Below are 24,785 nucleotides of genomic sequence, written 5' to 3'. Positions count from 1 at the left end.
TTGCAGAAAAAGACAGCGAAAGTGTACTTGATAAACCCTAGGGGGAAAAGGTAAGCCGATGAACAATTTTACGAATAAGCTCTATATTCTTACTGAGCATGACGATACCTATACGCAACTAATTCTAAACCAGGATTTACCCGACCTAGAAATCACTCAAAACCCCGAGTTAGCCGAGGTTGTCTTGGCATCGCCTCCACTCATAGCTGAACGCCTTGATGAGTTTAAACAACTCGACTGGGTTCAAAGCACCTATGCTGGAATTAACAAGCTCACCCAACCAGATCTTCGCCAAGACTATACACTCACCAATGTGAAAGGTATTTTCGGCCCGGCGATCGCTGAATACGTGTTGGGTTACACGATCAGTCACTTCAGACACTTCCCTCATTACCACCAGCAACAGGCCGAGAAGAATTGGCATCCACAGCTTTATACTAGCCTAGCTGGCAAAACTATGGTGATTTTAGGGACAGGTTCAATTGGAAGTCATTTAGCGAAAACTGCCGCTGCGTTTGGTATTTATACCATTGGAGTCAACCGTACGGGTATCCCATCAAAGCAAGAGACCTTTAAACAAACTTTCCACATCAATGAGATAGAAGCCGCCCTTAAACAAGCGGATATTGTGGTCAACACCTTGCCATCAACTGCTGAAACCTATCAACTGTTGGATGAAACTACCCTAGGCTATTGCTCTAATGTACTGCTGTTTAATGTTGGCAGGGGGGAAAGCCTAGATAACAAAGCCTTACTGTTAGCGATTAAAAATAAGTGGGTGGAGCACGCATTTCTAGATGTGTTTGAAAATGAGCCTCTACCCAAAGATCACCCTTTCTGGAAACTGCCGCAAGTGACCATCACTCCACACATTGCAGCACTGAGCGAGCCAAGGCAAGTAGTAGAAATCTTCGCCGAGAATTACCAACAGTGGCGAGATGGCTTTAAACTGAACCACACTATCGACTTCGACAAAGGTTACTGATGTTCTCATCACTGCTCACCGAGATACGACAATGCACCGCTTGTGAGCCTCATCTATCACATGGGGCTAATCCTGTGATTCAAGCACACCCAAACGCGCGCTTGCTGATCATAGGTCAAGCGCCGGGCATCAAGGTGCATGAGTCATCCATCCCTTGGAACGATGCCAGTGGTGAACGATTGAGAGAATGGTTAGGGATAGACAGCGATACCTTTTATGACGAGCAAAAAGTGGCGATTGTGCCTATGGGGTTTTGTTACCCGGGGAAAGGAAAAAGTGGCGACCTCCCTCCAAGACCAGAATGTGCTGAGTTGTGGCATCAGAAAGTGCTGCAATCCCTACCCAACATTCAAATGACACTGCTGATTGGTCAGTATGCGCAAAACTATTATTTAAAGGAAAAGACAACTAAAACACTGACAGAGACAGTCAAGAACTGGCAGGCTTGGGCACCAGAGTTTTTACCACTTCCCCACCCTTCACCACGCAATAATATCTGGCTCAAGAAGAACCCTTGGTTCGAAAGTGAAGTCATTCCTTATATCAGGAAACACATTTCAGAGCATTTGGCCTACCATGTTCCAAACGCCTAATTAACTGCACACAACGAATTTCAACAAATCTTCAGGCAATAAAAATGCGCTGTAGGTTGCCCAGCAGCGCTTTCAATCGTCTTACACAGGATTACTTGTGGTAAGGCTTAGACAGTTCGTGAACAGCGTCAACGAATACACCAGCGTTTTCTGGCGGCACATCTAAATGGATACCGTGACCTAGGTTAAATACATGGCCTGTACCTGCGTCGCCAAAGCCTTCCAGAATACTGCCCACTTCTTCACGAATACGTTCTGGTTGAGCGTAAAGCATAGAAGGGTCCATGTTACCTTGCAGTGCCACTTTGTCGCCGATGCGAGCTTTTGCATCTGCGATGTTGATTGTCCAATCTAGACCTACCGCATCACAACCTGTTGCTGCGATAGACTCAAGCCACATGCCCCCGTTCTTAGTGAACAGAGTAACCGGTACTCGACGACCTTCGTTTTCACGGATTAGGCCATCAACGATCTTGTGCATGTATTGCAGTGAGAATAGGTTGTAGTCACGAGGAGTCAGCACACCACCCCATGTATCAAATACCATTACCGATTGAGCACCCGCTTTAATTTGCGCGTTCAGGTATTCGATAACACTGTCAGCCAGCTTGTCTAGAAGCAAGTGCAGCGTTTGTGGTTCTGCGTACATCATCTTCTTGATCTTAGTGAATGCCTTAGAACTTCCACCTTCAACCATGTAGGTCGCTAGAGTCCATGGGCTACCAGAGAAACCAATCAATGGCACTTCGCCTTTCAGATCTTTACGGATCTGACGAACAGCATTCATTACGTATTGAAGCTCGCCTTCGGGATCCGGTAGGCCAATCTTCTCTACGTCAGCTTTACATGTGATAGGGCGTTCAAATTTAGGACCTTCACCAGTTTCAAAGTACAAGCCTAAGCCCATTGCGTCAGGGATAGTTAGGATGTCAGAGAACAAGATTGCCGCATCAAGCGGGAAACGACGTAAAGGTTGAAGTGTTACTTCTGATGCTAGTTCAGCGTTTTTGCACAAAGACATGAAATCGCCCGCTTCAGCACGCGTTGCTTTGTACTCTGGAAGATAGCGGCCAGCTTGGCGCATCATCCATACTGGTGTGTAATCAACAGGCTGTTTTAAAAGTGCGCGTAAATAGCGATCGTTTTTTAATTCGGTCATTCCGTTAAATTCCAATTCAATCTTGTCTAGTTTTGATGGCAAGTATTCTAACACTGATTGAAGGGTAAAAGCTGTGTGCTTTGCAACCTAGATCAAGTTATTAACTTTTAAATCAATGCTTAATTTGCACCCAATTGCAGGAGCATGTTAAAAATTTGTTCGCTAGCGAAAATTACAATTATAACATCTGAGTAGTCACTACTCAGCATCTCATAACGACATCTTACTTACCCCCTCCACTTGTGGAGGGTTTTTTTTAGCTTTTGACCACCTATAGACCAAATACTATCATAGGTAAATTAGTACTCTATCGTCTGCTCTGCCACACCATTTTTCATCACGTCACCCACAGTTTTCTCAATCAATTGTCTCGCAATCGTTCCTACTGGAGCTATATCAGGCAGGCTTGTTACATCAAACCATTGGGCATCCGACAGTTCACTGTAATCTGGCTTGAGCGTACCGCCAGCGTAGTCAGCGAGAAAGGCCATCATCATACTCGATGGAAAAGCCCATGGTTGACTGCCAAAGTAACGAATATCATCCACATCAACGCCCGTTTCTTCTTTAACCTCTCTTGCAACACACTGCTCTAGGGTTTCTCCAACTTCTAGGAAGCCCGCTATCACGGTATACATACCAGTTTTATGCCTAGGGTGCTGTGCAAGCAATATCTTGTTGTCGTTACGTACAGCAACAATGATGCACGGGAAGATACGAGGATAATGAAGTGTTCGACAGTCTCCGCATTGCATCGCCACCTGATTATGGTTGAGGTGATTACGACCACCACATTGCGGGCAGAAACGCATACTTTGTGTCATGTGCCCATATTGGATAGCTTTACTTGCGGTAAGGAAACTAGATTCAGGCCAATGAAGTAACTCCCTCAGGTTAACCATGGTTAGTTCACTCTCAACATCACAGTCGTTGAGCCAATACACTTTACGACCTTGATGCTGACCGATACAGATCGCGTGTTCAACACTCAGCCCTAACTCATCAGCAGACCCATAAGGAAACTGATCATTATTAACCCAAATATCACTACCTGAAACGACGCACCAATAAGCTTGCTCTGTCATTTTGTTATCACTTTTTTTTAACATCCCTATACCTCATTGCTTGCAGTTCGTTCATTTTACTGGCAATCTAATTTCATACTAGAGTTGTAGCAGAGAATAATTCAAACTATTACTTTTAGTAGCTACCAATAAAATGGACCCTGCTTAGGCAATTACTTGATCACAAGGTTGTGATCAGATCATGAGGACATGGTCATGCTAAATAAATTCAAACAAGTACAAGAACAATGGGGTGGCTCTAATGAGGTCATCGATCATTGGCTCGAAACTCGACAGTCTCTAATCGTTGAGTATTGTAAGCTTGCCGCTCTAAAGCCTTCATCGTCAAAAACACCTGCTATCACTGAACTACCATCTCCAGAAGCGCTCCAAAAATTCAGCCAACATCTTGTTGATTACATCTCTGAAGGTCATTTCAAAATATATGACATGGTGATGGATAAATGGCAGTCTACTGGCTTCAAAGCAACAGACGAAATTAACCAGTCTTATGGTCATATCGTTCTTACCACTGAGCCACTACTTAACTTTACCGATAAGTACGCTGCAATTGAAGCGAGTGATGCGCTAGAAAGTTTTGATAGTGATTTGTCTCTAATTGGTGAGATTATTGAGGCAAGGTTTGAAGTGGAAGATCAACTGATACAACAAATTGCCGATAGCTTAGCCGTTCCACCAGGGGCATAATTGGCTTAACATCTTCTAAGCTTGCCTCTGTGCAAGCTTTTCGTTTTGTCTATAGATTATATAACCCACCCTACACGTTCAGTGGAAGATTTTAAGATCCCCCAGTACCTTAATGTTCGATACTGGACAAAACTACATTCCAAAATCAGCATCCACCAGCCAACGCTCGATAACTGAGTTAGAGTTTTTGATTGTAAAATAACTACTTATCAAAAAAATTCGCCTTGTTCTCAAATCTTTTTCCTGCGCTATTTCTGATCATTTACTTACTGTGATTGGTATTAAAGAGTTAAGACTGCTCGCAGTCGCCATGATTCACTTATATTTCAGATACAAAAAAGGCACCCGAAGGTGCCTTTTTTTATCTCTTAGAGACTACTCGTAGAGCTTACTCTTCTGAAGAGAAACCAGCATTTAGAAGTGCTGCTAGATTGTCAGTAGCTTGTTCAGCTGAAGGACCTTCTTGCTCTTCTTCACGTTGCTTTTGACGCTCTTGGTGGTATGCGAAACCAGTACCAGCTGGGATCAGACGACCAACAATTACGTTCTCTTTCAGGCCGCGAAGGTCATCACGCTTACCAGAAACCGCAGCTTCTGTTAGTACGCGAGTCGTTTCTTGGAACGATGCAGCTGAGATGAATGACTCAGTTGCAAGAGATGCTTTAGTAATACCTAGTAGATCACGTTCGAAACGTACTAGTTCTTTACCTTCAGCTTCTAGTTTACGGTTAGCAATCTTAACATTGTGGTACTCAACTTGTTCGCCAGGTAGGAACTGAGAGTCACCAGAATGGGTGATTGTACACTTACGTAGCATTTGACGAACGATAGTCTCAATGTGCTTATCGTTAATCTTAACGCCTTGTAAACGGTAAACTTCTTGAACTTCGTTCGCGATGTACTGAGTCACAGCGTGGATACCACGTAGACGCAGGATATCGTGTGGAGTTTCAGGACCGTCGGCGATTACATCACCACGTTCAATCTTCTCACCTTCAAACACGTTCAATTGACGATGCTTAGGAATCATCTCTTCGTAAGCGTCACCGCCTTCACGAGTGATCACTAGACGACGCTTACCTTTCGTTTCTTTACCGAAAGACACAGTACCTGTGTGCTCAGCAAGAATCGCAGGCTCTTTAGGCTTACGAGCTTCGAATAGGTCAGCTACGCGTGGTAGACCACCAGTGATATCTTTGTTTCCGCTCGATTTTTGAGGGATACGAGATAGTGTGTCACCAATGCCAACTTCAGCGCCATCTTCGATGTTTACAATCGCTTTGCCAGGTAGGAAGTAGTGAGCTGGCATATCTGTACCAGGGATCATTACGTCGTTACCTTGCTCATCAACAAGTTTGATAGCTGGACGCATATCTTTACCCGCTGCTGGGCGAGCTGCTGCGTCTGTTACTTCACTTGAAGAAAGACCCGTTAGATCGTCAGTTTGACGAGAAACTGTAATACCATCGATCATATCTACGAATTGGATACGACCTGCCACTTCAGTGATGATTGGCATAGTATGCGCTTCCCAGTTAGCTACAACTTCACCAGCAGTAACTGCTGCGTTGTCGCCTTTGGTTAGCATCGAACCGTAAGGAAGTTTGTGCTTCTCTTTAGTACGGCCGAATTCATCAATAATCGTCATCTCAGATGCACGAGAAGTGATAACCAGTTTCTTATCTTTGTTCACTACGAACTTAGCATTGTGAAGTTTCACAGTACCAGTTGTCTTAGCTTGGATGCTGTTCTCTGCCGCAGCAGTAGATGCCGCACCACCGATGTGGAACGTACGCATCGTTAGCTGTGTACCCGGTTCACCGATAGATTGTGCAGCGATAACACCGACTGCTTCACCTTGGTTTACTAGGTGGCCACGTGCTAGGTCACGACCGTAACACTGTGCACAACAACCGAAGTCTGCATCACAGGTAACAACTGAGCGCACTTTCATGCTATCTACAGAGTTGTCTTCCATGATTTGACACCACTTCTCATCAATCAGAGTATTACGTGGAATCAGTACATCTTCAGTACCAGGCTTAAGAACATCTTCAGCAACTACACGACCAAGAGCAAGCTCAGAAAGTGCAACTTTAACGTCACCACCTTCGATGTGAGGCATCATGTCGATACCTTCATGCGTGCCACAGTCATGTTCGTGTACTACAACGTCTTGTGCTACGTCTACTAGACGACGAGTTAGGTAACCCGAGTTAGCTGTTTTCAGTGCTGTATCCGCAAGACCCTTACGAGCACCGTGCGTTGAGATAAAGTACTGAAGGACGTTTAGACCTTCTTTAAAGTTCGCTGTGATCGGCGTTTCGATGATTGAACCATCTGGACGCGCCATCAGACCACGCATACCTGCAAGCTGACGAATCTGAGCTGCAGAACCACGTGCGCCCGAGTCGGCCATCATGTAGATGCTGTTAAACGATTCTTGCTGTTCTTCTTCGCCATCACGGTTGATAACTGTTTCAGAAGATAGGTTATCCATCATTGCTTTCGCAACGCGGTCATTCGTAGATGCCCAGATATCGATAACTTTGTTGTAACGCTCACCCGCAGTAACAAGACCAGATTGGAATTGCTCTTGGATTTCACGAACTTCTTCTTCAGCAGATTCAATTTCATCGTATTTCGCTTGAGGTACAACCATATCGTCGATACCAACAGAAACACCTGAAAGTGCAGCGTATGCAAAACCTGCGTACATGATTTGGTCAGCGAATACTACTGTATCTTTAAGACCAAGCTTACGGTAACACTCGTTTAGTAGGTTAGAAATTTGCTTCTTACCTAGCTTCTGGTTAACGATGCTGTACGGTAGGCCAGCTGGAACGATTTGCCATAGCATTGCACGGCCGACAGTTGTATCAACCATCTTCGTTTCAGTAGTGCTGTTACCATCTTCATCTACTACAGTCTCAGTGATACGTACTTTAACACGAGCGTGTAGCTCAGCAGTCTTAGTACGGTATGCCTTTTCAGCCTCAGCAGGGCCAGCAAGGTACATACCTTCACCTTTCACGTTGATCTTGTCACGTGTCATGTAGTAAAGACCCAATACAACGTCCTGAGAAGGTACGATGATAGGATCACCTGACGCTGGCGACAGAATGTTATTCGTCGACATCATCAGAGTACGAGCTTCAAGCTGTGCTTCTAGAGTTAGAGGCACGTGTACCGCCATTTGGTCACCATCGAAGTCGGCGTTGTATGCCGCACACACTAGTGGGTGAAGCTGAATCGCTTTACCTTCGATTAGTACTGGTTCAAACGCTTGGATACCTAGACGGTGAAGTGTAGGTGCACGGTTAAGCAGTACTGGGTGTTCGCGGATTACTTCGTCTAGGATATCCCAAACGATAGCTTCTTCGCGCTCTACCATCTTCTTAGCAGCTTTAATTGTCGTAGCCATACCACGAGTTTCTAGCTTGCTGTAGATGAACGGCTTAAATAGCTCAAGTGCCATCTTCTTAGGAAGACCACACTGATGTAGACGAAGGTATGGACCTACTGTGATTACAGAACGGCCAGAGTAGTCTACACGTTTACCAAGAAGGTTCTGACGGAAACGACCTTGTTTACCCTTGATCATATCAGCAAGAGATTTCAGAGGACGCTTGTTAGAACCCGTGATCGCACGACCGCGACGACCGTTATCTAGAAGGGCATCAACAGACTCTTGCAGCATACGTTTTTCGTTACGTACGATGATGTCTGGAGCCGCTAGCTCTAGAAGACGCTTCAAACGGTTGTTACGGTTAATCACACGACGGTAAAGGTCGTTAAGATCTGAAGTCGCAAAACGACCGCCATCTAGAGGTACTAGAGGACGTAGATCTGGTGGTAGCACTGGAAGCACAGTTAGGATCATCCACTCAGGCTTGTTACCTGATGAGATGAACGCTTCAACTAGCTTCAAACGCTTAGTAACTTTCTTACGCTTAGTTTCAGAGTTAGTCGTTTCTAACTCTTCGCGCATTTCTTCCACTTCTTGATGAAGGTCCATTGTTGAAAGCAGATCTTTGATCGCTTCAGCACCCATCTTAGCAGTGAATTCGTCACCCCACTCTTCTAGACGATCTAGATACTCTTCTTCAGTAAGCATCTGAGATTTTTCTAGATCAGTCATACCCGGTTCAGTTACTACGTACATTTCGAAGTAAAGAACACGTTCGATATCACGTAGAGGGATATCCATTAGTAGACCGATACGAGACGGTAGTGATTTTAGGAACCAGATGTGAGCAACTGGTGAAGCTAGTTCGATGTGGCCCATGCGGTCACGACGAACTTTAGTTTGTGTAACTTCAACGCCACACTTCTCACAGATAACACCACGGTGCTTCAGGCGCTTGTATTTGCCACAAAGACATTCGTAGTCTTTAACTGGACCAAAAATACGTGCACAGAACAGACCATCACGTTCAGGTTTGAACGTACGATAGTTAATTGTTTCTGGCTTTTTAACTTCACCAAAAGACCACGAACGAATCGTGTCTGGTGAAGATAGACCGATTTTGATTGCATCAAATTCTTCGGTCTTATGCTGTGCTTTTAGAAAGTTTAATAAGTCTTTCACGTTCAGCTCCTGTAAGGAGTTAAAGGAGCTCACCGACTAAAGTGAGCCCCCTTTACCAAGTAATCCAATCTTTTTAAAAAGAGGGATTACTCTTCGTCTTCTAGCTCGATGTTGATACCTAGCGAGCGAATCTCTTTCAACAGTACGTTGAACGACTCTGGCATACCAGGTTCCATGCTATGGTTACCGTCTACGATGTTCTTATACATCTTAGTACGGCCGTTAACGTCATCCGACTTAACTGTTAGCATTTCTTGTAGAGTATATGCAGCACCGTATGCTTCTAGTGCCCATACTTCCATCTCACCGAAACGCTGACCACCGAACTGAGCTTTACCACCAAGTGGTTGCTGAGTTACTAGGCTGTAAGAACCAGTTGAACGAGCATGCATCTTGTCATCAACCAAGTGGTTCAGTTTCAGCATGTACATGTAACCAACAGTTACAGGACGCTCAAACGAATCACCAGTACGACCATCAAACAGTTTAAGCTGACCAGATTCTGGCAGATCACCCAGTTTTAATAGCTCTTTGATTAGAGACTCAGAAGCACCGTCGAACACAGGGGTAGCAATCGGTAGACCGCCACGTAAGTTCTTAATCAGTGTACGAACTTGATCATCAGACAGTTCAGCAATATCAACTTTCTGACGAGTATCACCAAGATCATAAACCTTCTGTAGGAACTCACGGAACTTATGCAGCTCTTGTTGTTCCTTAACCATTTGGTTGATCTTGTCACCGATACCTTTCGCAGCCAAACCTAAGTGTACTTCTAGGATCTGACCGATGCTCATACGCGATGGTACACCCAGTGGGTTAAGTACGATGTCTACAGGCTGACCTTTCTCATCGTATGGCATGTCTTCAACAGGGTTAATCTTAGAGATTACACCTTTGTTACCGTGACGACCGGCCATCTTATCACCAGGCTGGATACGACGTTTAACCGCTAGGTAAACTTTCACAATCTTAAGAACGCCAGGCGCTAGATCATCACCTTGAGTGATTTTACGACGCTTAGTTTCAAACTTCTTATCGAAGTCAGCTTTTAGCTCATCCCACTGCTCAGCAAGTTGCTCAAGCTGTGTTTGTAGCGCATCGTCTTCTAGAACTTGCTCTAGCCATTGCTTACGACCGATAGTATCAAGCTTAGCTTCAGAGTAACCACCAGACAGAAGTACAGCTTTAACACGGTTAAGAAGGCCGCCCTCGAGAATTTGGAACTCTTCAGTTAGGTCTTTCTTAGCTTCTTTAAGCTGCATCTGTTCGATTTCAAGTGCACGTTTGTCTTTCTCTACGCCATCGCGAGTGAAGACTTGTACATCGATGATAGTACCTGAAACAGAGTTTGGTACACGTAGAGAAGTATCTTTAACATCAGATGCTTTCTCACCGAAGATAGCACGTAGTAGCTTCTCTTCAGGAGTCAGTTGAGTTTCACCTTTAGGGGTTACTTTACCAACTAGGATGTCGCCACCCTTAACTTCAGCACCAATGTAAACGATACCTGACTCGTCTAGTTTAGACAGAGCAGACTCACCTACGTTTGGAATATCAGCTGTGATCTCTTCAGAACCCAGCTTAGTATCACGAGCCACACAAGATAGTTCTTGAATGTGGATTGTCGTGAAACGGTCTTCTTGAACTACGCGCTCAGATACTAAGATCGAGTCTTCGAAGTTGTAACCGTTCCAAGGCATAAATGCGATACGCATGTTTTGGCCAAGAGCAAGTTCACCAAGGTCAGTTGAAGGACCATCAGCAAGAACATCGCCGCGTGCAACTGGTTCACCAGGAAGTACAGTTGGACGTTGGTTAATACATGTGTTTTGGTTCGAACGCGTGTACTTAGTTAGGTTGTAGATATCGATACCAGCTTCGCCAGGTACCAATTCATCTTCGTTAACTTTAACTACGATACGAGAAGCGTCAACAGACTGAACTTGACCACCACGTTTAGCAACCGCTGTAACACCAGAGTCAACTGCGATGTTACGTTCGATACCAGTACCTACTAGAGGCTTATCAGCCTTAAGTGTTGGTACCGCTTGGCGTTGCATGTTGGCACCCATCAATGCACGGTTCGCATCATCGTGTTCTAGGAACGGGATAAGCGAAGCAGCGATAGATACTACTTGGTTTGTCGCAACGTCCATGTAGTCAACGTGATCGCGTGGGTGAAGACCAGATTCACCTTTTTGACGAGCAGTGATTAGCTCATCTGCAAACGTAGATTCTTCAGTAAGAACCGTGTTCGCCTGTGCGATAACGAATTGACCTTCCTGGATTGCAGACAGGTAATCAACTTCTTCTGTTACAACACCATCTACTACACGACGGTACGGAGTTTCTAGGAAACCGTAATCGTTACAACGTGCAAACGCAGATAGCGAGTTAATCAGACCGATGTTTGGACCTTCAGGCGTTTCGATCGGACATAGACGACCGTAGTGAGTTACGTGAACGTCACGTACTTCGAAGCCTGCGCGCTCACGAGTAAGACCACCAGGACCTAAAGCAGAGATACGACGTTTGTGCGTAACTTCTGACAATGGGTTGTTTTGGTCCATAAACTGTGAAAGCTGTGAAGAGCCAAAGAATTCTTTAACTGCAGCAGAGATCGGCTTAGCGTTGATAAGGTCTTGAGGCATAATTGCGTCAAGATCACCAAGACTTAGACGTTCTTTAACGGCACGTTCTACACGAACTAAACCAACACGGAATTGGTTTTCTGCCATTTCACCTACAGAACGGATACGACGGTTACCAAGGTGGTCGATATCGTCCACTTCGCCTTTACCGTTACGGATGCCGATCAGTTTTTTCATCACTTCAATGATGTCTGATTCATCCAGAGTACCGCGCTCTTCTTCTTCTTCACGCTCGATAGAGCTGTTGAATTTCATACGGCCTACAGTTGATAGGTCGTAACGATCTTCAGAGAAGAATAGGCTTTCGAACAATGATTCTGCAGCTTCTTTCGTTGGTGGCTCGCCAGGACGCATCATGCGGTAGATTTCTACCAATGCAGAAATGCGATCTACTGTGCTATCTGCACGTAGAGTGTCTGACATGAATGGACCATGGTCTAGGTCATTCGTGAACAGAACTTCTAGAGTCTTGTGACCTGCTTGAGATAAGTTAGCAAGAGCCTCTAGGCTGATCTCTTGGTTTGCACCAACAATTATCTCGCCAGTTGCTTCGTTGATGTAATCTTTCGCAGCAATCTTTTCAACGATGTACTCTACTGGTACTTCGATGTGCTCAACGCCATCTTTTTCAAGTTGACGGATGTGGCGAGCAGTAACACGACGACCAGTCTCAACGTAAGTTTTACCATTTGCTTCGATGTCGAATGACGCAGTTTCACCACGTAGACGATCAGGGACCAACTCCATAAGTAGAGTTTGGTCTTTCACTTCGAAGTTCACCTTGTCGAAGAACAGATCTAAGATCTCTTCTGTCGATTTACCAAGTGCACGAAGAATAATCGATGCAGGTAGTTTACGACGACGGTCGATACGTACGAATAAGTTATCCTTAGGATCGAACTCAAAGTCTAACCATGAGCCACGGTAAGGAATTACACGTGCGTTATAAAGAACTTTACCTGATGAGTGGGTCTTACCCTTATCACTGTCGAAGAACACGCCTGGGCTTCGGTGCAGCTGGGATACGATAACCCTCTCGGTACCATTAATTACGAAAGTACCATTGTCTGTCATAAGCGGAATTTCGCCCATGTAGACTTCTTGTTCTTTAATGTCTTTTACAGTACCTGCTGGTGCATCTCGATCAAAGATAACTAAACGTAGTTTTACGCGTAGTGGCTTTGAGTAAGTAACACCGCGGATTTGACATTCTTTAACGTCAAAAACTGGCTCACCAAGACGGTAGCTAACGTATTGCAGCTCAGAATTGCCGTTGTAGCTCTGAATTGGAAATACAGAACGGAAAGCAGCTTCAAGACCGTATTGACCTTCTGGATCCTGTTCGATGAATTTATCGAAAGAATCAAGCTGGATCGATAACAGGTATGGAATGTCCAAAACTTGTGGACGAGTACCAAAATCCTTACGGATGCGCTTTTTCTCGGTATAAGAGTAAACCATGGGGTTCCTCAGCTCGCTGATAAGTGACCCAAACCACCCAAAACACTCTTCAGAGGGGGCGGTGACAAACAGCTGTTTACTGTAGTGAACAATCATTTCGAAAAAATGACTGTTTTTTTGCTCGGATTATGACGGTTAAACAGCGGAAAATTCGTCATAGCCCTACAGCGCAAAAAGGCCGGTGGTTAATTAACCACCAGCCATTAGCCTTGCGGCTAAGAAATTAAGTAATAATTACTTGATTTCAACAGAAGCGCCAGCTTCTTCTAGCTGTGCTTTAAGAGCTTCAGCTTCAGCTTTGTCAACGCCTTCTTTAAGCGCTGCAGGAGCTGAGTCTACAAGACCTTTAGCTTCTTTAAGACCTAGGCCAGTTGCGCCACGTACAGCTTTGATAACTTGTACTTTGTTAGCGCCAGCAGCAGTAAGGATAACGTCGAATTCAGTTTGCTCAGCAGCAGCTTCAGCAGAAGCACCACCAGCTACAACTGCAGCAGCAGCAGTAACACCGAATTTCTCTTCCATAGCTTCGATAAGCTCAACAACTTGCATTACAGACATTTCTGCAACTGCGTCTAGGATTTGCTCGTTAGTAATAGACATAACAATTCTCTTTTAAGTCAACAATAAGTTTAAATAGCAACCAGTGAAAAGCAAGGCTTATGCCGCAGCTTCTTCTTTTTGGTCGCGAACAGCAGCGATAGTACGAACCAGCTTGCCAGCAGAAGCTTCTTTCATGCACATCATTAGGCGTGCGATAGCTTCGTCGTAAGTTGGTAGTGTCGCTAGTACTTCAGCATCAGTAACTGCGCCTTCAAATGCAGCAGCTTTGATCTCGAAATCTTTATTCTCTTTAGCGAAGTCTTTGAAAAGACGCGCTGCAGCACCTGGGTGCTCATTAGAGAATGCGATCAGAGTTGGACCAGTGAAAGTGTCTACTAGACACTCGTAGTCTGTACCCTGAACCGCACGGCGTGCTAGTGTGTTACGAACAACTTTCATGTAAACACCCGCTTCGCGAGCTTGTTTACGTAGAGAAGTCATTGCGCCAACTTCAACGCCACGAGAATCAGCTACAACTGCAGAAAGTGCACCACTGGCAGCTTCGTTGACTTCAGCAACAATTGCTTTTTTGTCTTGAAGATTTAAAGCCATTTGGATTAACCTCTGGTTGTGATTACAGCACTCAGTACAAAATGTATTGAGCGTTTACGATGTTATTTAAAAGCAAATAAATTCACTTCAAACAACAACATCGCCTACGTAGGTTTTATTAAGCTTCATCTTAAAAAGATTTAGCGCCTACGGTCTTGGGATAGATGATTTTGAATTGCTTCAAAAACCACCCAACCACAAATATTAGGCGCAGAAGTATACACTAAATCTGCGCCTAAGCAAATTAGTTTGCTTGAGTATCAAGGCTAGCTTGATCAACAGCAACACCAGCACCCATCGTAGTAGAGATGCTTACTTTCTTCAGGAAAGTACCTTTCGCTGAAGAAGGTTTAGCTTTCTTAAGAGCAACTAGAAGAGCTTCTAGGTTCTCTTGAAGCTGGTTAGCTTCGAAAGATGCTTTACCGATAGTAGTGTGGATGATGCCGTTCTTGTCGTTACGGTAACGAACCTGACCAGCTTTAGCGTTTTTAACCGCTTCAGCAACGTTAGGAGTTACAGTACCAACTTTAGGGTTTGGCATTAGACCGCGTGGACCTAGGATTGTACCTAGTTGACCAACAACGCGCATTGCATCAGGAGAAGCAACAACAACGTCAAAGTCCATTACGCCTTTTTTCACTTGCTCAGCAAGATCTTCCATACCAACGATATCTGCGCCAGCTTCTTTAGCTGCTTCTGCGTTTGCACCTTGAGTGAACACAGCAACGCGGATTTCACGGCCAGTACCGTGAGGTAGCACAGTTGCGCCACGTACGTTTTGGTCAGATTTACGAGCATCGATGCCTAGATTAACAGCAACATCTACAGACTCAACGAATTTAGCAGTAGCTAGTTCTTTAAGAAGAGCAACAGCTTCGTTGATTTCGTATTCTTTAGTTGAGTCAACTTTGTCGCGGATTACGCGCATACGCTTAGTAAGTTTTGCCATGATCTTATCCCTCTACCACTAGGCCCATTGAACGAGCAGTACCAGCAATAGAACGCTTCATTGCTTCGATGTCAGCGCCAGTCATATCAGCAGCTTTAGTTTCTGCGATTTCCTGAACTTGAGCGTCAGTTACAGTACCAACTTTCTCAGTGTTTGGACGACCTGAACCAGACTTAACGCCAGCAGCTTTCTTAAGAAGAACAGCAGCAGGTGGAGTCTTAGTTACGAACGTGAAAGAACGGTCATTGTAAACAGTAATAACTACTGGAGTAGGTAGACCTTTCTCAACAGATTCTGTTTTTGCGTTGAACGCTTTACAGAATTCCATGATGTTCACGCCGTGTTGACCTAGAGCAGGACCAACCGGTGGACTTGGGTTTGCCATACCAGCTGCAACTTGCAGTTTGATATAAGCTTCAACTTTCTTAGCCATGATATTTCCTAATATTTTGGGTACGTGCGCTAACCGTAAGGCAAGCTCCCCACAAATTAAATTAACTCTTTTTTACTTCCGAAGAAGCAAAAAGGCGCGAAATTATAATCATAATTCGCGCCTTTAACAACCCTAAAAAGGTGATTTTTTATACTCTTTTATTTTGAACAGCTTATGAAGTATTTATCCACAGCTTGATCAAAGGTTCGAGTATTAGTCCAGTTTTTCAACCTGACCGAATTCAAGCTCAACCGGTGTTGCACGACCAAAGATCGATACAGATACCTTAATGCGGCTTTTCTCGTAATCTACTTCTTCAACAGTACCGTTAAAGTCAGCAAATGGACCATCGTTCACACGAACCACTTCACCCGCTTCGAACATTGTCTTAGGACGTGGAGACTCGCTCGCTTTCTCTAGACGGTTCAAGATAGCATCAGCTTCTTTATCAGTGATTGGTGCAGGACGATCAGAGGTACCACCAATGAAGCCCATAACACGCGGAATGCTGCGTACTAAGTGCCATGATTCATCATTCATGATCATTTGAACTAATACGTAGCCAGGGAAGAACTTACGTTCACTTTTACGGCGTTGACCTGCACGCATTTCCACTACTTCTTCAGTAGGTACTAGCACATCGCCAAATAGTTCTTCCATGTTGTGCATTTTAATATGCTCGCGTAGCGATTGTGCAACACGACCTTCAAAGCCAGAAAAGGCTTGAACTACATACCAACGTTTTTTTGGAGCTTCACTCATGAATCAGAACCCTCTACACCCCAGTTGCTAGAGAAACTAGACGGACCATAATGCCGTCAATTCCCCAAAGCACTAGAGACATAACAATACATACAGCTAAAACGATCAATGTAGTTTGCATAGTTTCTTGGCGAGTAGGCCAAACAACTTTACGAATCTCCATACGAGATTCTTTTGCAAAATCGATCGCAGCTTTACCTTTAGTTGTTGTTGCTGCAACGCCTAGTGCGGCAGCAATCAGCACAACTACACCTGCAGCGCGAATTACAACAGACAATTCACCATACAGGTAATTACCCACAACAGCAGCAGCCAACAGAACAAAAGCGACGATCCACTTCATTGTATCTGCTGCACCTGAGCTATCAGGAGTTTCAGCGTTTGCTTTCATAAAACCAACCTGTGATAAGTCTTAAATATAGACGACAATAACCCCGCTGTTGCAGGGCACATTCCTTTGCGTTGCAAAACAACACATCTAACAGTCATTTTAGTCAAAAAGACCGTTTAATTCTTTGCTAATAGCGAAAATCGATGTCAAAACATCCAACTCTTTTTTCAGCGCAGAAAAAGGGCATCAAATGATGCCCTTTTTACTAGTGGTTCGTCAAATCTTATGCAAAGATTTTAGCTACAACACCAGCACCAACTGTACGGCCACCTTCGCGGATTGCGAAACGTAGACCTTCGTCCATTGCGATTGGAGCGATTAGCTCAACAGTCATTTGAACGTTATCACCTGGCATTACCATTTCTACGCCTTCAGGTAGAGTAATGTCGCCTGTTACGTCAGTTGTACGGAAGTAGAACTGTGGACGGTAACCCTTGAAGAAAGGAGTGTGACGGCCGCCTTCGTCTTTAGAAAGTACGTATACTTCAGACTCAAACTTAGTGTGTGGGTTGATAGAACCTTTCGCAGAAAGTACTTGACCACGTTCAACGTCATCACGCTTAGTACCACGTAGAAGTGCACCAACGTTCTCACCTGCACGACCTTCGTCAAGCAGTTTACGGAACATTTCAACACCAGTACAAGTAGTAAGAGTAGTCTCTTTGATACCAACGATTTCTACTTCGTCACCTACACGTAGGATACCGCGCTCGATACGACCAGTTACAACAGTACCACGACCTTGAATTGAGAATACATCTTCAATTGGTAGTAGGAACGGTTGGTCTACTGCACGCTCTGGCTCAGGAATGTAAGAATCTAGTGCTTCTGCAAGCTCAACGATCTTGTCTTCCCATTGCTTCTCGCCGTTTAGTGCGCCAAGTGCTGAACCTTGGATTACTGGTAGGTCATCACCTGGGAAGTCGTATTCAGAAAGAAGTTCACGAACTTCCATCTCAACTAGCTCAAGTAGCTCTTCGTCATCAACCATGTCACATTTGTTCATGAATACGATGATGTAAGGGATACCAACTTGACGACCAAGTAGGATGTGCTCACGAGTTTGAGGCATAGGGCCGTCAGTCGCAGCAACAACTAGGATACCGCCGTCCATTTGTGCAGCACCAGTGATCATGTTTTTAACATAATCCGCGTGTCCTGGACAGTCTACGTGTGCGTAGTGACGTGCTGGAGTGTCGTACTCAACGTGAGAAGTTGCGATTGTGATACCGCGCTCACGCTCTTCTGGAGCGTTATCGATAGATGCGAAATCTTTAGCAACACCGCCGTACACTTTTGCAAGAGTAGTACAGATAGCAGCAGTTAGAGTTGTTTTACCGTGGTCAACGTGGCCGATAGTACCAACGTTTACGTGCGGTTTCGTACGTTCAAATTTTTCTTTAGACATGGGGTGTCCCTCTAGGTACGGATTAGGTGGCTTAACATAAGACCACGCAACCAAAAAAATGGTTTTTTATTAAAGGAGAAGAAGCTTTAGACTGGTGCTAATACCCAGAGTCGAACTGGGGACCTCACCCTTACCAAGGGTGCGCTCTACCGACTGAGCTATATCAGCACACAAAATGAGTTGGAGCGTGCAGCGGGAATCGAACCCGCATCATCAGCTTGGAAGGCTGAGGTAATAGCCATTATACGATGCACGCAACACGTAACTCTGCTTGAGCTATTTAACCTTTAGAATATGGTGGAGGGAGACGGATTCGAACCATCGAAGGCAGTGCCGGCAGATTTACAGTCTGCTCCCTTTGGCCACTCGGGAACCCCTCCAAATTTTGAGCTTTCTCTCGCTGCCTTATAGGAAGGGAGAAAGTGGTGCCGACTACCGGAATCGAACTGGTGACCTACTGATTACAAGTCAGTTGCTCTACCTACTGAGCTAAGTCGGCACAAGTGGGGCGCATTTTATTGAATGATTTTCCACCTTGCAATAGTAAATTGAAAAAAAATGGAAAAATCTCATCTCAAATTCCTATATACAGCTATTTAGCTCAAGGTTTCTGCCTTTAACCCGCATCTAGTACAGGAAGATATTTTATTTATCTAGCGCATGATGTATTTTCCATGCACTTGTTTTGTCATCCACTATAGAGTTTAGTATGAGTCCATATATGTCATTCGACCGCGCACGTTGGTCTGAGCTAAGGAATTTAGTTCCGATGACACTTTCTGAAAGCGACTTAAAAGAGCTTCAAGGCATCAATGAAAAACTCACAATGGAAGAAGCTGTAGAGATTTATCTACCGTTATCTCGTCTATTGAATCTCTATGTTGCCGCAAGACAAAACAGAAATTCAGTGCTTCATGAATTCCTAGATAAAAAAGAGAAAGCGCCACCTTTTATTATTGGCATAGCTGGAAGTGTTGCTGTAGGTAAAAGTACAACCGCACGCCTGCTTAAAGCTCTCTTATCCCGCTGGGAAAACCATCCCAAAGTAGAACTCGTGACCACAGATGGCTTTTTGTACCCAAATGAGGTGTTAGAAGAGAAAGGGTTGATGAGTAAGAAAGGGTTTCCTGAGTCTTACGACATCAAGCGCTTAGTCAACTTTGTTTCAGATGTTAAAGCATGTAAAAGAAATGTCACTGCGCCAGTTTACTCTCACCTGACTTATAATATTACTGGTGATGTGAAGTGTGTGGATCTACCAGATGTTCTTATCATTGAAGGACTTAACGTTTTGCAAAGTGGCATGAACTACCCACACGAACCACATCGTGTCTTCATATCTGATTTCCTTGATTTTTCACTCTATGTTGATGCGGACAGCAAGCAGATCAAAGAGTGGTATATCAATCGTTTCATGAAATTTCGTGATGGCGCGTTTACCAAGCCCGGTTCGTACTTTAGTCATTACACCCGTCTGTCGAATCAAGCAGCATTCGATAAAGCGGAAGGTATATGGAGCTCAATTAATGGCTTGAACCTAGAACAAAATATCCTTCCGACAAGAGAAAGGGCACATCTGATTCTACGTAAAGGCGCAGATCATATGGTTGAAGAAGTGTTGCTTAGAAAATAGTAACGCCTTAGTCTCCTTTTCTTAACGATATCTCTCCACCAATATAGCTCTCGATGCCGTTCTCTGTTTTGAGTAACACGGCACCTTGTTCATCGATCCCCTGAACGACACCTTCAATTTCTCTAGGTCCAATAATCAATTTGACATTGCGACCTAAGAAATTATCTAAGCGATTCCAACGTTCGACAAAATTCGACATCCCTGTTAGTTCATAGTCGACAAGAGACTTGTCCCAGGCATTAATCAGAGCCTGTGCAAGCTGATTACGATCCGGTACTTGTCCATCACACACCTCCTTGAGAGAGGTCCATGGCTGGCCAATACCTGATGTTGTCGGGTCCATAGATAAGTTAAGGCCCAAACCAATTACAATATGAGCAGCACCACCAGATTGCCCTGACAACTCTACCAATATTCCTGCTAGCTTTTTGTCATTATGGTAAAGGTCATTCGGCCATTTAAGCTTAACGCCTTCGACTCCCATCTCTTCCAAAGCTTCAACAACGGCAACACCAACTACGAGGCTTAATCCCATAGCAGCAGCCATACCCGCATCAAGTCGCCAGTACATCGAAAGGTACAGATTAGCGCCAAATGGTGACACCCACTCGCGCCCGCGACGTCCTCGACCTGCTGCTTGATATTCAGCAATGCAGACTGAACCGGATTCGAGGTCGTTGGTGCGTTCTAACAGATGCTGGTTTGTTGAACCTATGATTGGAATCAGTTCAAGGGAAGCATCACGGCTAACAGCAGACAATCGCCCTTGGTCAAGCATTTCTAAGCGTCTGGCTAGCTTATAACCTTTCCCTTGCACTCGATAAATATCCAAGCCCCACTCTTGAATACCTTTAATATGCTTACTGATCGCAGCTCGTGATACTCCGATCATTTCACCAAGGAATTCTCCAGAATGAAACTCACCATCAGCAAGGCATCTTAATAAGGCAAGCTTAGTACTGTGTTCTCTCATACTAATATCTCCAATGCTTTATCTAAGTTTGTCTCACCTTGTCGTCCCATAAAACGGACTTCATGTTCCAATTGAATATCAAATTTATCTAAGACAGATTGACGTACTCGCTCAGCTAGCTTAATGACATCCAAAGCAGTGGCTTTGTCATAGTTGATAATAACCAACGCTTGGTTTGGGTGAACTTGAGCACCACCTTCGATTACACCTTTGAACTGACATTGATCAATGAGCCATCCAGCAGCAACTTTGATCATGTTATTATTCTCATAACCTACAATGCTCGGGTACAGCAATAGCAATCGATCAAAATGATCTTTGGTGATCACTGGGTTTTTGAAGAAGCTGCCGGCATTACCTTGCACAGCAGGGTCTGGCAACTTGCTCGAACGAATGGCACATACTTCATCAAATATAGTACGAGGAGAAAGGGTCTCTATAGGAAGGCTTTTTAACGGACCGTAGTGATTACACGGCTTCCACTCTTTAGGTAATGCTAAGCCGATCGCAACAACAATCGCTTTACCGTATAAAGCGTGTTTGAAAATAGAATCTCTATAACCAAAGAGACATTGCTCTTTGGTTAATCGTTTAACTGTATAAGTATCCAGGCAAAGAGTATCGACATATTCGCACACGTCTTGCAGTTCAACACCATATGCACCAATATTTTGAATAGGTGCAGAACCTGAACAGCCCGGTATCATTGCTAAATTTTCGAGGCCACCAAGCCCCTTTCCAACGCTCCACTCAACCAAGCTAGGCCAATCTTCACCACCGTTAACATGCAGTAAGTGATGGCTATCTATCTCGGTCAAAGTAATCCCCGTCAACTGATTCACAATGATCAGGCCCGCGAAATGATCAGTAAAAAGCATGTTACTGCCCTTTCCCAGTATTAACTTAGGTAAGGCCGACCATTTAGAGTCTTTATAAACAGAAATCAGTTCTTCGATGGTTGTCACTTCAACCAACGCATCACACGTCTGATCGATGGAAAATGTATGAACATTTTTTAAACTAGCATTGAGATGGAATTGCATGATGATATTCAATTAACTTACACTGCAGCCATTCTACCGTAGATAAACAAGTGGCGCAGTGACAGAATGAACAATGTCATCATTACCCAATTAGACCCCGTAAAGGTTCCTCTCGTTAAACGTTTCTATAAAGAACACTACCCAACAGGAAAAGCTAATAAGAGTGAACTGATTTATTCATTGTTACTGGATAACGAGCTTTGTGGTGTCGTGCGTTTTCGAACGATAGAAGATAGCCGCTTGCTTACCGGCATGGCTATCTCAAAACAGCATAGAGGCAAGCAATTAGGCTCCCAGCTTATGGAGTACTGTGAGCAACATACACTCACAGAAAAAGACTACTGCTTTACATACGCTCATCTCATAAACTTTTATACACGACACCAATTTATACAAATAGACCCAAAACAACTACCTAATGGTTTGAGAGTTTTATACGAGCGATATTCGAATAGCGGAAAAGATCTCATTCCTATGCATTATCAGCAAAATTGTTAGAGAATGCCTCGATTATCTAGTATTTGATGCTATGCCTTTGGTAAAATTAAAGGTTCGCAATTTTGCATATTTTTAAGGTAAAACAGTCAATATGATTGCCAGTAGGAATCCATTCATACAATTGCCAACCATAGCGCAGAATCCTGACAAGTTTGAAGTACTACTATCAGCGCAAGAGTTTCGAACTCGTTTACTTGACGAGATATCTCGCGCAACGACTCGTATTAGTTTAGTCGCTTTGTACCTTGAAGATGATGAGGCTGGCCGTGAGATCCTAACTGCCTTATATGAAGCAAAGCAAAAGAACCCAGATTTGGACGTGAGTGTTTGTGTCGATTGGCATCGAGCACAACGCGGATTAATTGGTGCAGAATCTTCTGAAGGCAATGCAGCAATGTACAAAGAATTCGCTGAAAAATATCAGCTCTCTGTTCCTGTCTATGGCATCCCTGTTCGCGGTAAAGAGGTCTTTGGCGTTTTACATCTGAAAGGATTTATTGTCGACGATAACGTGATCTATAGCGGTGCAAGTCTTAATAATATTTATCTGAATTATCATGACCGCTATCGCTTTGATCGCTACCATGTTTTAAACAACCCAACACTGGCTGATTCAATGTTCACTTATGTACAAGAACAAATGATCGCAGATAGTGCTGTTTATGATTTAGCTGATAAGAACAAGCCTGCTACCAAAGAACTCAAACCAGCTATTCGCCAATTCCGTTCGTCATTAGCAAGATCTCAATATCAGTTCGATGGACAAGAAGTTTCACCTGAACAAGTTGCCATAACGCCACTGGTCGGTATAGGTAAAAGACGTAATCGCCTGAATCAAGGAATTAATCAGCTGGTTGCTCAAGCGAAAGATGAGATATTCATTTGTACTCCTTACTTTAACTTCCCACCTAGTTTAGCAAAGGAAGTAAAGAAAGCGCTCAAGCGTGGTGTAAAGGTCAGCATTGTTGTTGGTGATAAGACCGCGAACGACTTCTTCATTTCACCAGAAGAAGAGTTTAAAACCATTGGCGGGCTGCCTTACCTTTACGAATTGAACTTACGTCGTTTTGCTAAAGCCAATGAAGCCAACATTGCCAGTCGCAATTTATCAATTCGGCTTTGGAAACACGACTCTAATAGCTTCCACCTTAAGGGTATTTGGGTCGATAAGCGCTATATGCTATTAACGGGGAATAATCTCAACCCTCGCGCATGGAAACTAGATCTAGAGAATGGTATTTTTATCCAAGATAACTACCATCACCTAACGGATAAGTTCCAAGCCGAAGTTGATAACATCCTTCAACATACGCAACTTATCTGCACTTACAAACAATTAGATAAAGTCGATACCTACCCGGTCGAAGTTCAGAAATTGATTCGAAAGATCACTCGCGTGAAAGCCGATAGAGTGCTTAAGCAAATACTGTAGTAGATGTATTAAAAACACTATTTATCAACGCCTGGCAAACGCTAGGCGTTTTTGTATCTACGAGGTAACGAGTCAACATCTCTATTTATTCACAGTGAGTGTGGTAGATCTAAGTGCTAAGTACCCTAACTTTTCCTTAGTTAGTCTAAGAGTTCCGGATACCTGTATCCGGTATGATATAGAGAACAGTTAAACGAGTACCAATACGAACATAATCGACAATTACCCTCTACGTATTAAAAGCAATAATGGTCGTCATTCCCTACAGCAAAGTACGTGAGCGATAGGAAATCTCACATAATAAAGCAATAAGATAAGCCAAATTTGATGTTCTGTTCTATTTTAGCTTAACGACCAGAGTTAGAAGTAACCACCTATATTCCCAAGCAGCACGTCCCGATATCGAGTGAAGTACCAGAGCTAGTGATAAGGATCTGTAGCCAAATTCCAAAACACATACGCTTAAAACGACGAAAGCCTAGTCGTCAGACTAGGCTTTCTAATATGTGCCGGCATAGCGTTAAGTGCAGGGGCTCGATGCCTTTACCGCACTCATACAATCTAAAAGCAAAACACTTTTCTTCAAATGTAAAAAAGCCCTGCTATTACTAGCAGGGCTTTCTAATAAGTGGCGGAGTGGACGGGACTCGAACCCGCGACCCCCGGCGTGACAGGCCGGTATTCTAACCAACTGAACTACCACTCCGCAGTGGTCAACTCACTAAGTGAGCGTCCATATCTCCAGGTTGGTCAACCTAAAGATTTAATTTAAAGCCTGGCGATGTCCTACTCTCACATGGGGAAGCCCCACACTACCATCGGCGCTATTGTGTTTCACTTCTGAGTTCGGCATGGAATCAGGTGGGTCCACAATGCTATGGTCGCCAAGCAAATTT

Annotated in this window: 19 protein-coding genes, 5 tRNA genes and 1 rRNA gene; 6 read left to right on the top strand and 19 right to left on the bottom strand. The window is 44.1% G+C overall.

Going from position 1 to position 24,785, the window contains the following annotated elements; genetic code table 11:
- Positions 1-58: 58 nt before the first annotated feature.
- Together OCW38_RS00835 and OCW38_RS00830 are read left to right on the top strand one after the other, a co-directional pair.
- Positions 59-985 (top strand): D-2-hydroxyacid dehydrogenase, encoded by a 927-nt coding sequence (locus OCW38_RS00835; protein ID WP_016783682.1) that lies wholly within the window; start codon positions 59-61, stop codon positions 983-985.
- Positions 985-1,578, top strand: coding sequence for a uracil-DNA glycosylase family protein (locus OCW38_RS00830; RefSeq protein WP_010435536.1), 594 nt, complete (start codon positions 985-987; stop codon positions 1,576-1,578). The genes OCW38_RS00835 and OCW38_RS00830 overlap by 1 nt, the downstream gene beginning before the upstream one ends.
- Before the next feature lie 91 nt (positions 1,579-1,669).
- Here the strand turns inward: OCW38_RS00830 and hemE are convergent, their stop codons facing one another.
- Together hemE and nudC are read right to left on the bottom strand one after the other, a co-directional pair.
- A complete protein-coding gene (hemE, locus tag OCW38_RS00825) occupies positions 1,670-2,737 on the bottom strand; it encodes a uroporphyrinogen decarboxylase (protein WP_010435538.1) in 1,068 nt (355 codons plus the stop codon).
- A 299-nt stretch (positions 2,738-3,036) separates the two neighbouring features.
- The gene (gene nudC / locus OCW38_RS00820; protein ID WP_261894773.1) at positions 3,037-3,846 is read right to left on the bottom strand and encodes an NAD(+) diphosphatase; all 810 of its coding nucleotides are present in this window, start codon (positions 3,844-3,846) and stop codon (positions 3,037-3,039) included.
- A 165-nt stretch (positions 3,847-4,011) separates the two neighbouring features.
- Between nudC and OCW38_RS00815 the strand changes: the two genes are divergently transcribed.
- Entirely contained in the window at positions 4,012-4,509 is a 498-nt protein-coding gene (locus OCW38_RS00815; RefSeq protein ID WP_010435542.1) for an Rsd/AlgQ family anti-sigma factor, read from the top strand.
- 388 nt (positions 4,510-4,897) lie between these two features.
- Here OCW38_RS00815 and rpoC read toward each other — a convergent pair whose 3' ends face one another.
- From rpoC to OCW38_RS00750, 13 genes are all read right to left on the bottom strand, one after another.
- A complete protein-coding gene (gene rpoC, locus OCW38_RS00810; RefSeq protein WP_010435544.1) occupies positions 4,898-9,100 on the bottom strand; it encodes a DNA-directed RNA polymerase subunit beta' in 4,203 nt (1,400 codons plus the stop codon).
- Positions 9,101-9,186: 86 nt separating this feature from the next.
- A complete protein-coding gene (gene rpoB, locus OCW38_RS00805) occupies positions 9,187-13,215 on the bottom strand; it encodes a DNA-directed RNA polymerase subunit beta (RefSeq protein WP_261894771.1) in 4,029 nt (1,342 codons plus the stop codon).
- A 234-nt stretch (positions 13,216-13,449) separates the two neighbouring features.
- The gene (gene rplL, locus OCW38_RS00800) at positions 13,450-13,815 is read right to left on the bottom strand and encodes a 50S ribosomal protein L7/L12 (RefSeq protein ID WP_010435548.1); all 366 of its coding nucleotides are present in this window, start codon (positions 13,813-13,815) and stop codon (positions 13,450-13,452) included.
- A gap of 57 nt (positions 13,816-13,872) precedes the next feature.
- Entirely contained in the window at positions 13,873-14,367 is a 495-nt protein-coding gene (gene rplJ / locus OCW38_RS00795; protein WP_010435550.1) for a 50S ribosomal protein L10, read from the bottom strand.
- 244 nt (positions 14,368-14,611) lie between these two features.
- Positions 14,612-15,316, bottom strand: coding sequence for a 50S ribosomal protein L1 (gene rplA, locus OCW38_RS00790; protein WP_010435553.1), 705 nt, complete (start codon positions 15,314-15,316; stop codon positions 14,612-14,614).
- A 4-nt stretch (positions 15,317-15,320) separates the two neighbouring features.
- On the bottom strand, positions 15,321-15,749 hold the full coding sequence (rplK, locus tag OCW38_RS00785; protein ID WP_010435555.1) for a 50S ribosomal protein L11: 429 nt from the start codon (positions 15,747-15,749) through the stop codon (positions 15,321-15,323).
- 213 nt (positions 15,750-15,962) lie between these two features.
- A complete protein-coding gene (nusG, locus tag OCW38_RS00780) occupies positions 15,963-16,511 on the bottom strand; it encodes a transcription termination/antitermination protein NusG (protein WP_010435556.1) in 549 nt (182 codons plus the stop codon).
- A 13-nt stretch (positions 16,512-16,524) separates the two neighbouring features.
- Positions 16,525-16,902, bottom strand: a complete 378-nt coding sequence (secE, locus tag OCW38_RS00775; RefSeq protein ID WP_010435558.1) for a preprotein translocase subunit SecE — start codon at positions 16,900-16,902, stop codon at positions 16,525-16,527.
- Between the two features lie 223 nt (positions 16,903-17,125).
- On the bottom strand, positions 17,126-18,310 hold the full coding sequence (gene tuf / locus OCW38_RS00770) for an elongation factor Tu (protein WP_010435158.1): 1,185 nt from the start codon (positions 18,308-18,310) through the stop codon (positions 17,126-17,128).
- 92 nt (positions 18,311-18,402) lie between these two features.
- A tRNA-Thr gene (locus OCW38_RS00765) sits at positions 18,403-18,478 on the bottom strand.
- A gap of 13 nt (positions 18,479-18,491) precedes the next feature.
- Positions 18,492-18,566, bottom strand: a tRNA-Gly gene (locus OCW38_RS00760).
- A gap of 39 nt (positions 18,567-18,605) precedes the next feature.
- Positions 18,606-18,690, bottom strand: a tRNA-Tyr gene (locus OCW38_RS00755).
- Between the two features lie 43 nt (positions 18,691-18,733).
- A tRNA-Thr gene (locus OCW38_RS00750) sits at positions 18,734-18,809 on the bottom strand.
- Positions 18,810-19,019: 210 nt separating this feature from the next.
- Here OCW38_RS00750 and coaA point away from each other — a divergent pair.
- Positions 19,020-19,943: a type I pantothenate kinase gene (coaA, locus tag OCW38_RS00745; protein ID WP_029189146.1), complete on the top strand. Its 924-nt coding sequence runs from the start codon at positions 19,020-19,022 to the stop codon at positions 19,941-19,943.
- Between the two features lie 7 nt (positions 19,944-19,950).
- Here coaA and birA read toward each other — a convergent pair whose 3' ends face one another.
- A complete protein-coding gene (gene birA / locus OCW38_RS00740; protein ID WP_016769201.1) occupies positions 19,951-20,916 on the bottom strand; it encodes a bifunctional biotin--[acetyl-CoA-carboxylase] ligase/biotin operon repressor BirA in 966 nt (321 codons plus the stop codon).
- The gene (murB, locus tag OCW38_RS00735; protein WP_010435581.1) at positions 20,913-21,959 is read right to left on the bottom strand and encodes a UDP-N-acetylmuramate dehydrogenase; all 1,047 of its coding nucleotides are present in this window, start codon (positions 21,957-21,959) and stop codon (positions 20,913-20,915) included. Before murB ends, birA begins: the two co-directional genes overlap by 4 nt.
- A 66-nt stretch (positions 21,960-22,025) precedes the next feature.
- Between murB and OCW38_RS00730 the strand changes: the two genes are divergently transcribed.
- Positions 22,026-22,457: a GNAT family N-acetyltransferase gene (locus tag OCW38_RS00730; protein WP_010435583.1), complete on the top strand. Its 432-nt coding sequence runs from the start codon at positions 22,026-22,028 to the stop codon at positions 22,455-22,457.
- A 91-nt stretch (positions 22,458-22,548) separates the two neighbouring features.
- Entirely contained in the window at positions 22,549-23,889 is a 1,341-nt protein-coding gene (gene pssA / locus OCW38_RS00725; protein ID WP_010435586.1) for a CDP-diacylglycerol--serine O-phosphatidyltransferase, read from the top strand.
- Between the two features lie 629 nt (positions 23,890-24,518).
- On the opposite strand, the gene OCW38_RS00720 is transcribed toward pssA, so the two are convergent.
- Together OCW38_RS00720 and rrf are read right to left on the bottom strand one after the other, a co-directional pair.
- Positions 24,519-24,595 (bottom strand) — tRNA-Asp (locus OCW38_RS00720).
- A 67-nt stretch (positions 24,596-24,662) separates the two neighbouring features.
- Positions 24,663-24,778 (bottom strand): 5S ribosomal RNA (gene rrf, locus OCW38_RS00715).
- Positions 24,779-24,785 lie beyond the last annotated feature (7 nt).

Origin of the sequence: Vibrio cyclitrophicus, from assembly GCF_024347435.1 — a bacterium.
Classification (GTDB): Bacteria; Pseudomonadota; Gammaproteobacteria; order Enterobacterales; family Vibrionaceae; genus Vibrio; species Vibrio cyclitrophicus.
Note: the sequence above shows the minus strand (reverse complement) of the source record. Positions and strands in the feature narration are given on the sequence as shown.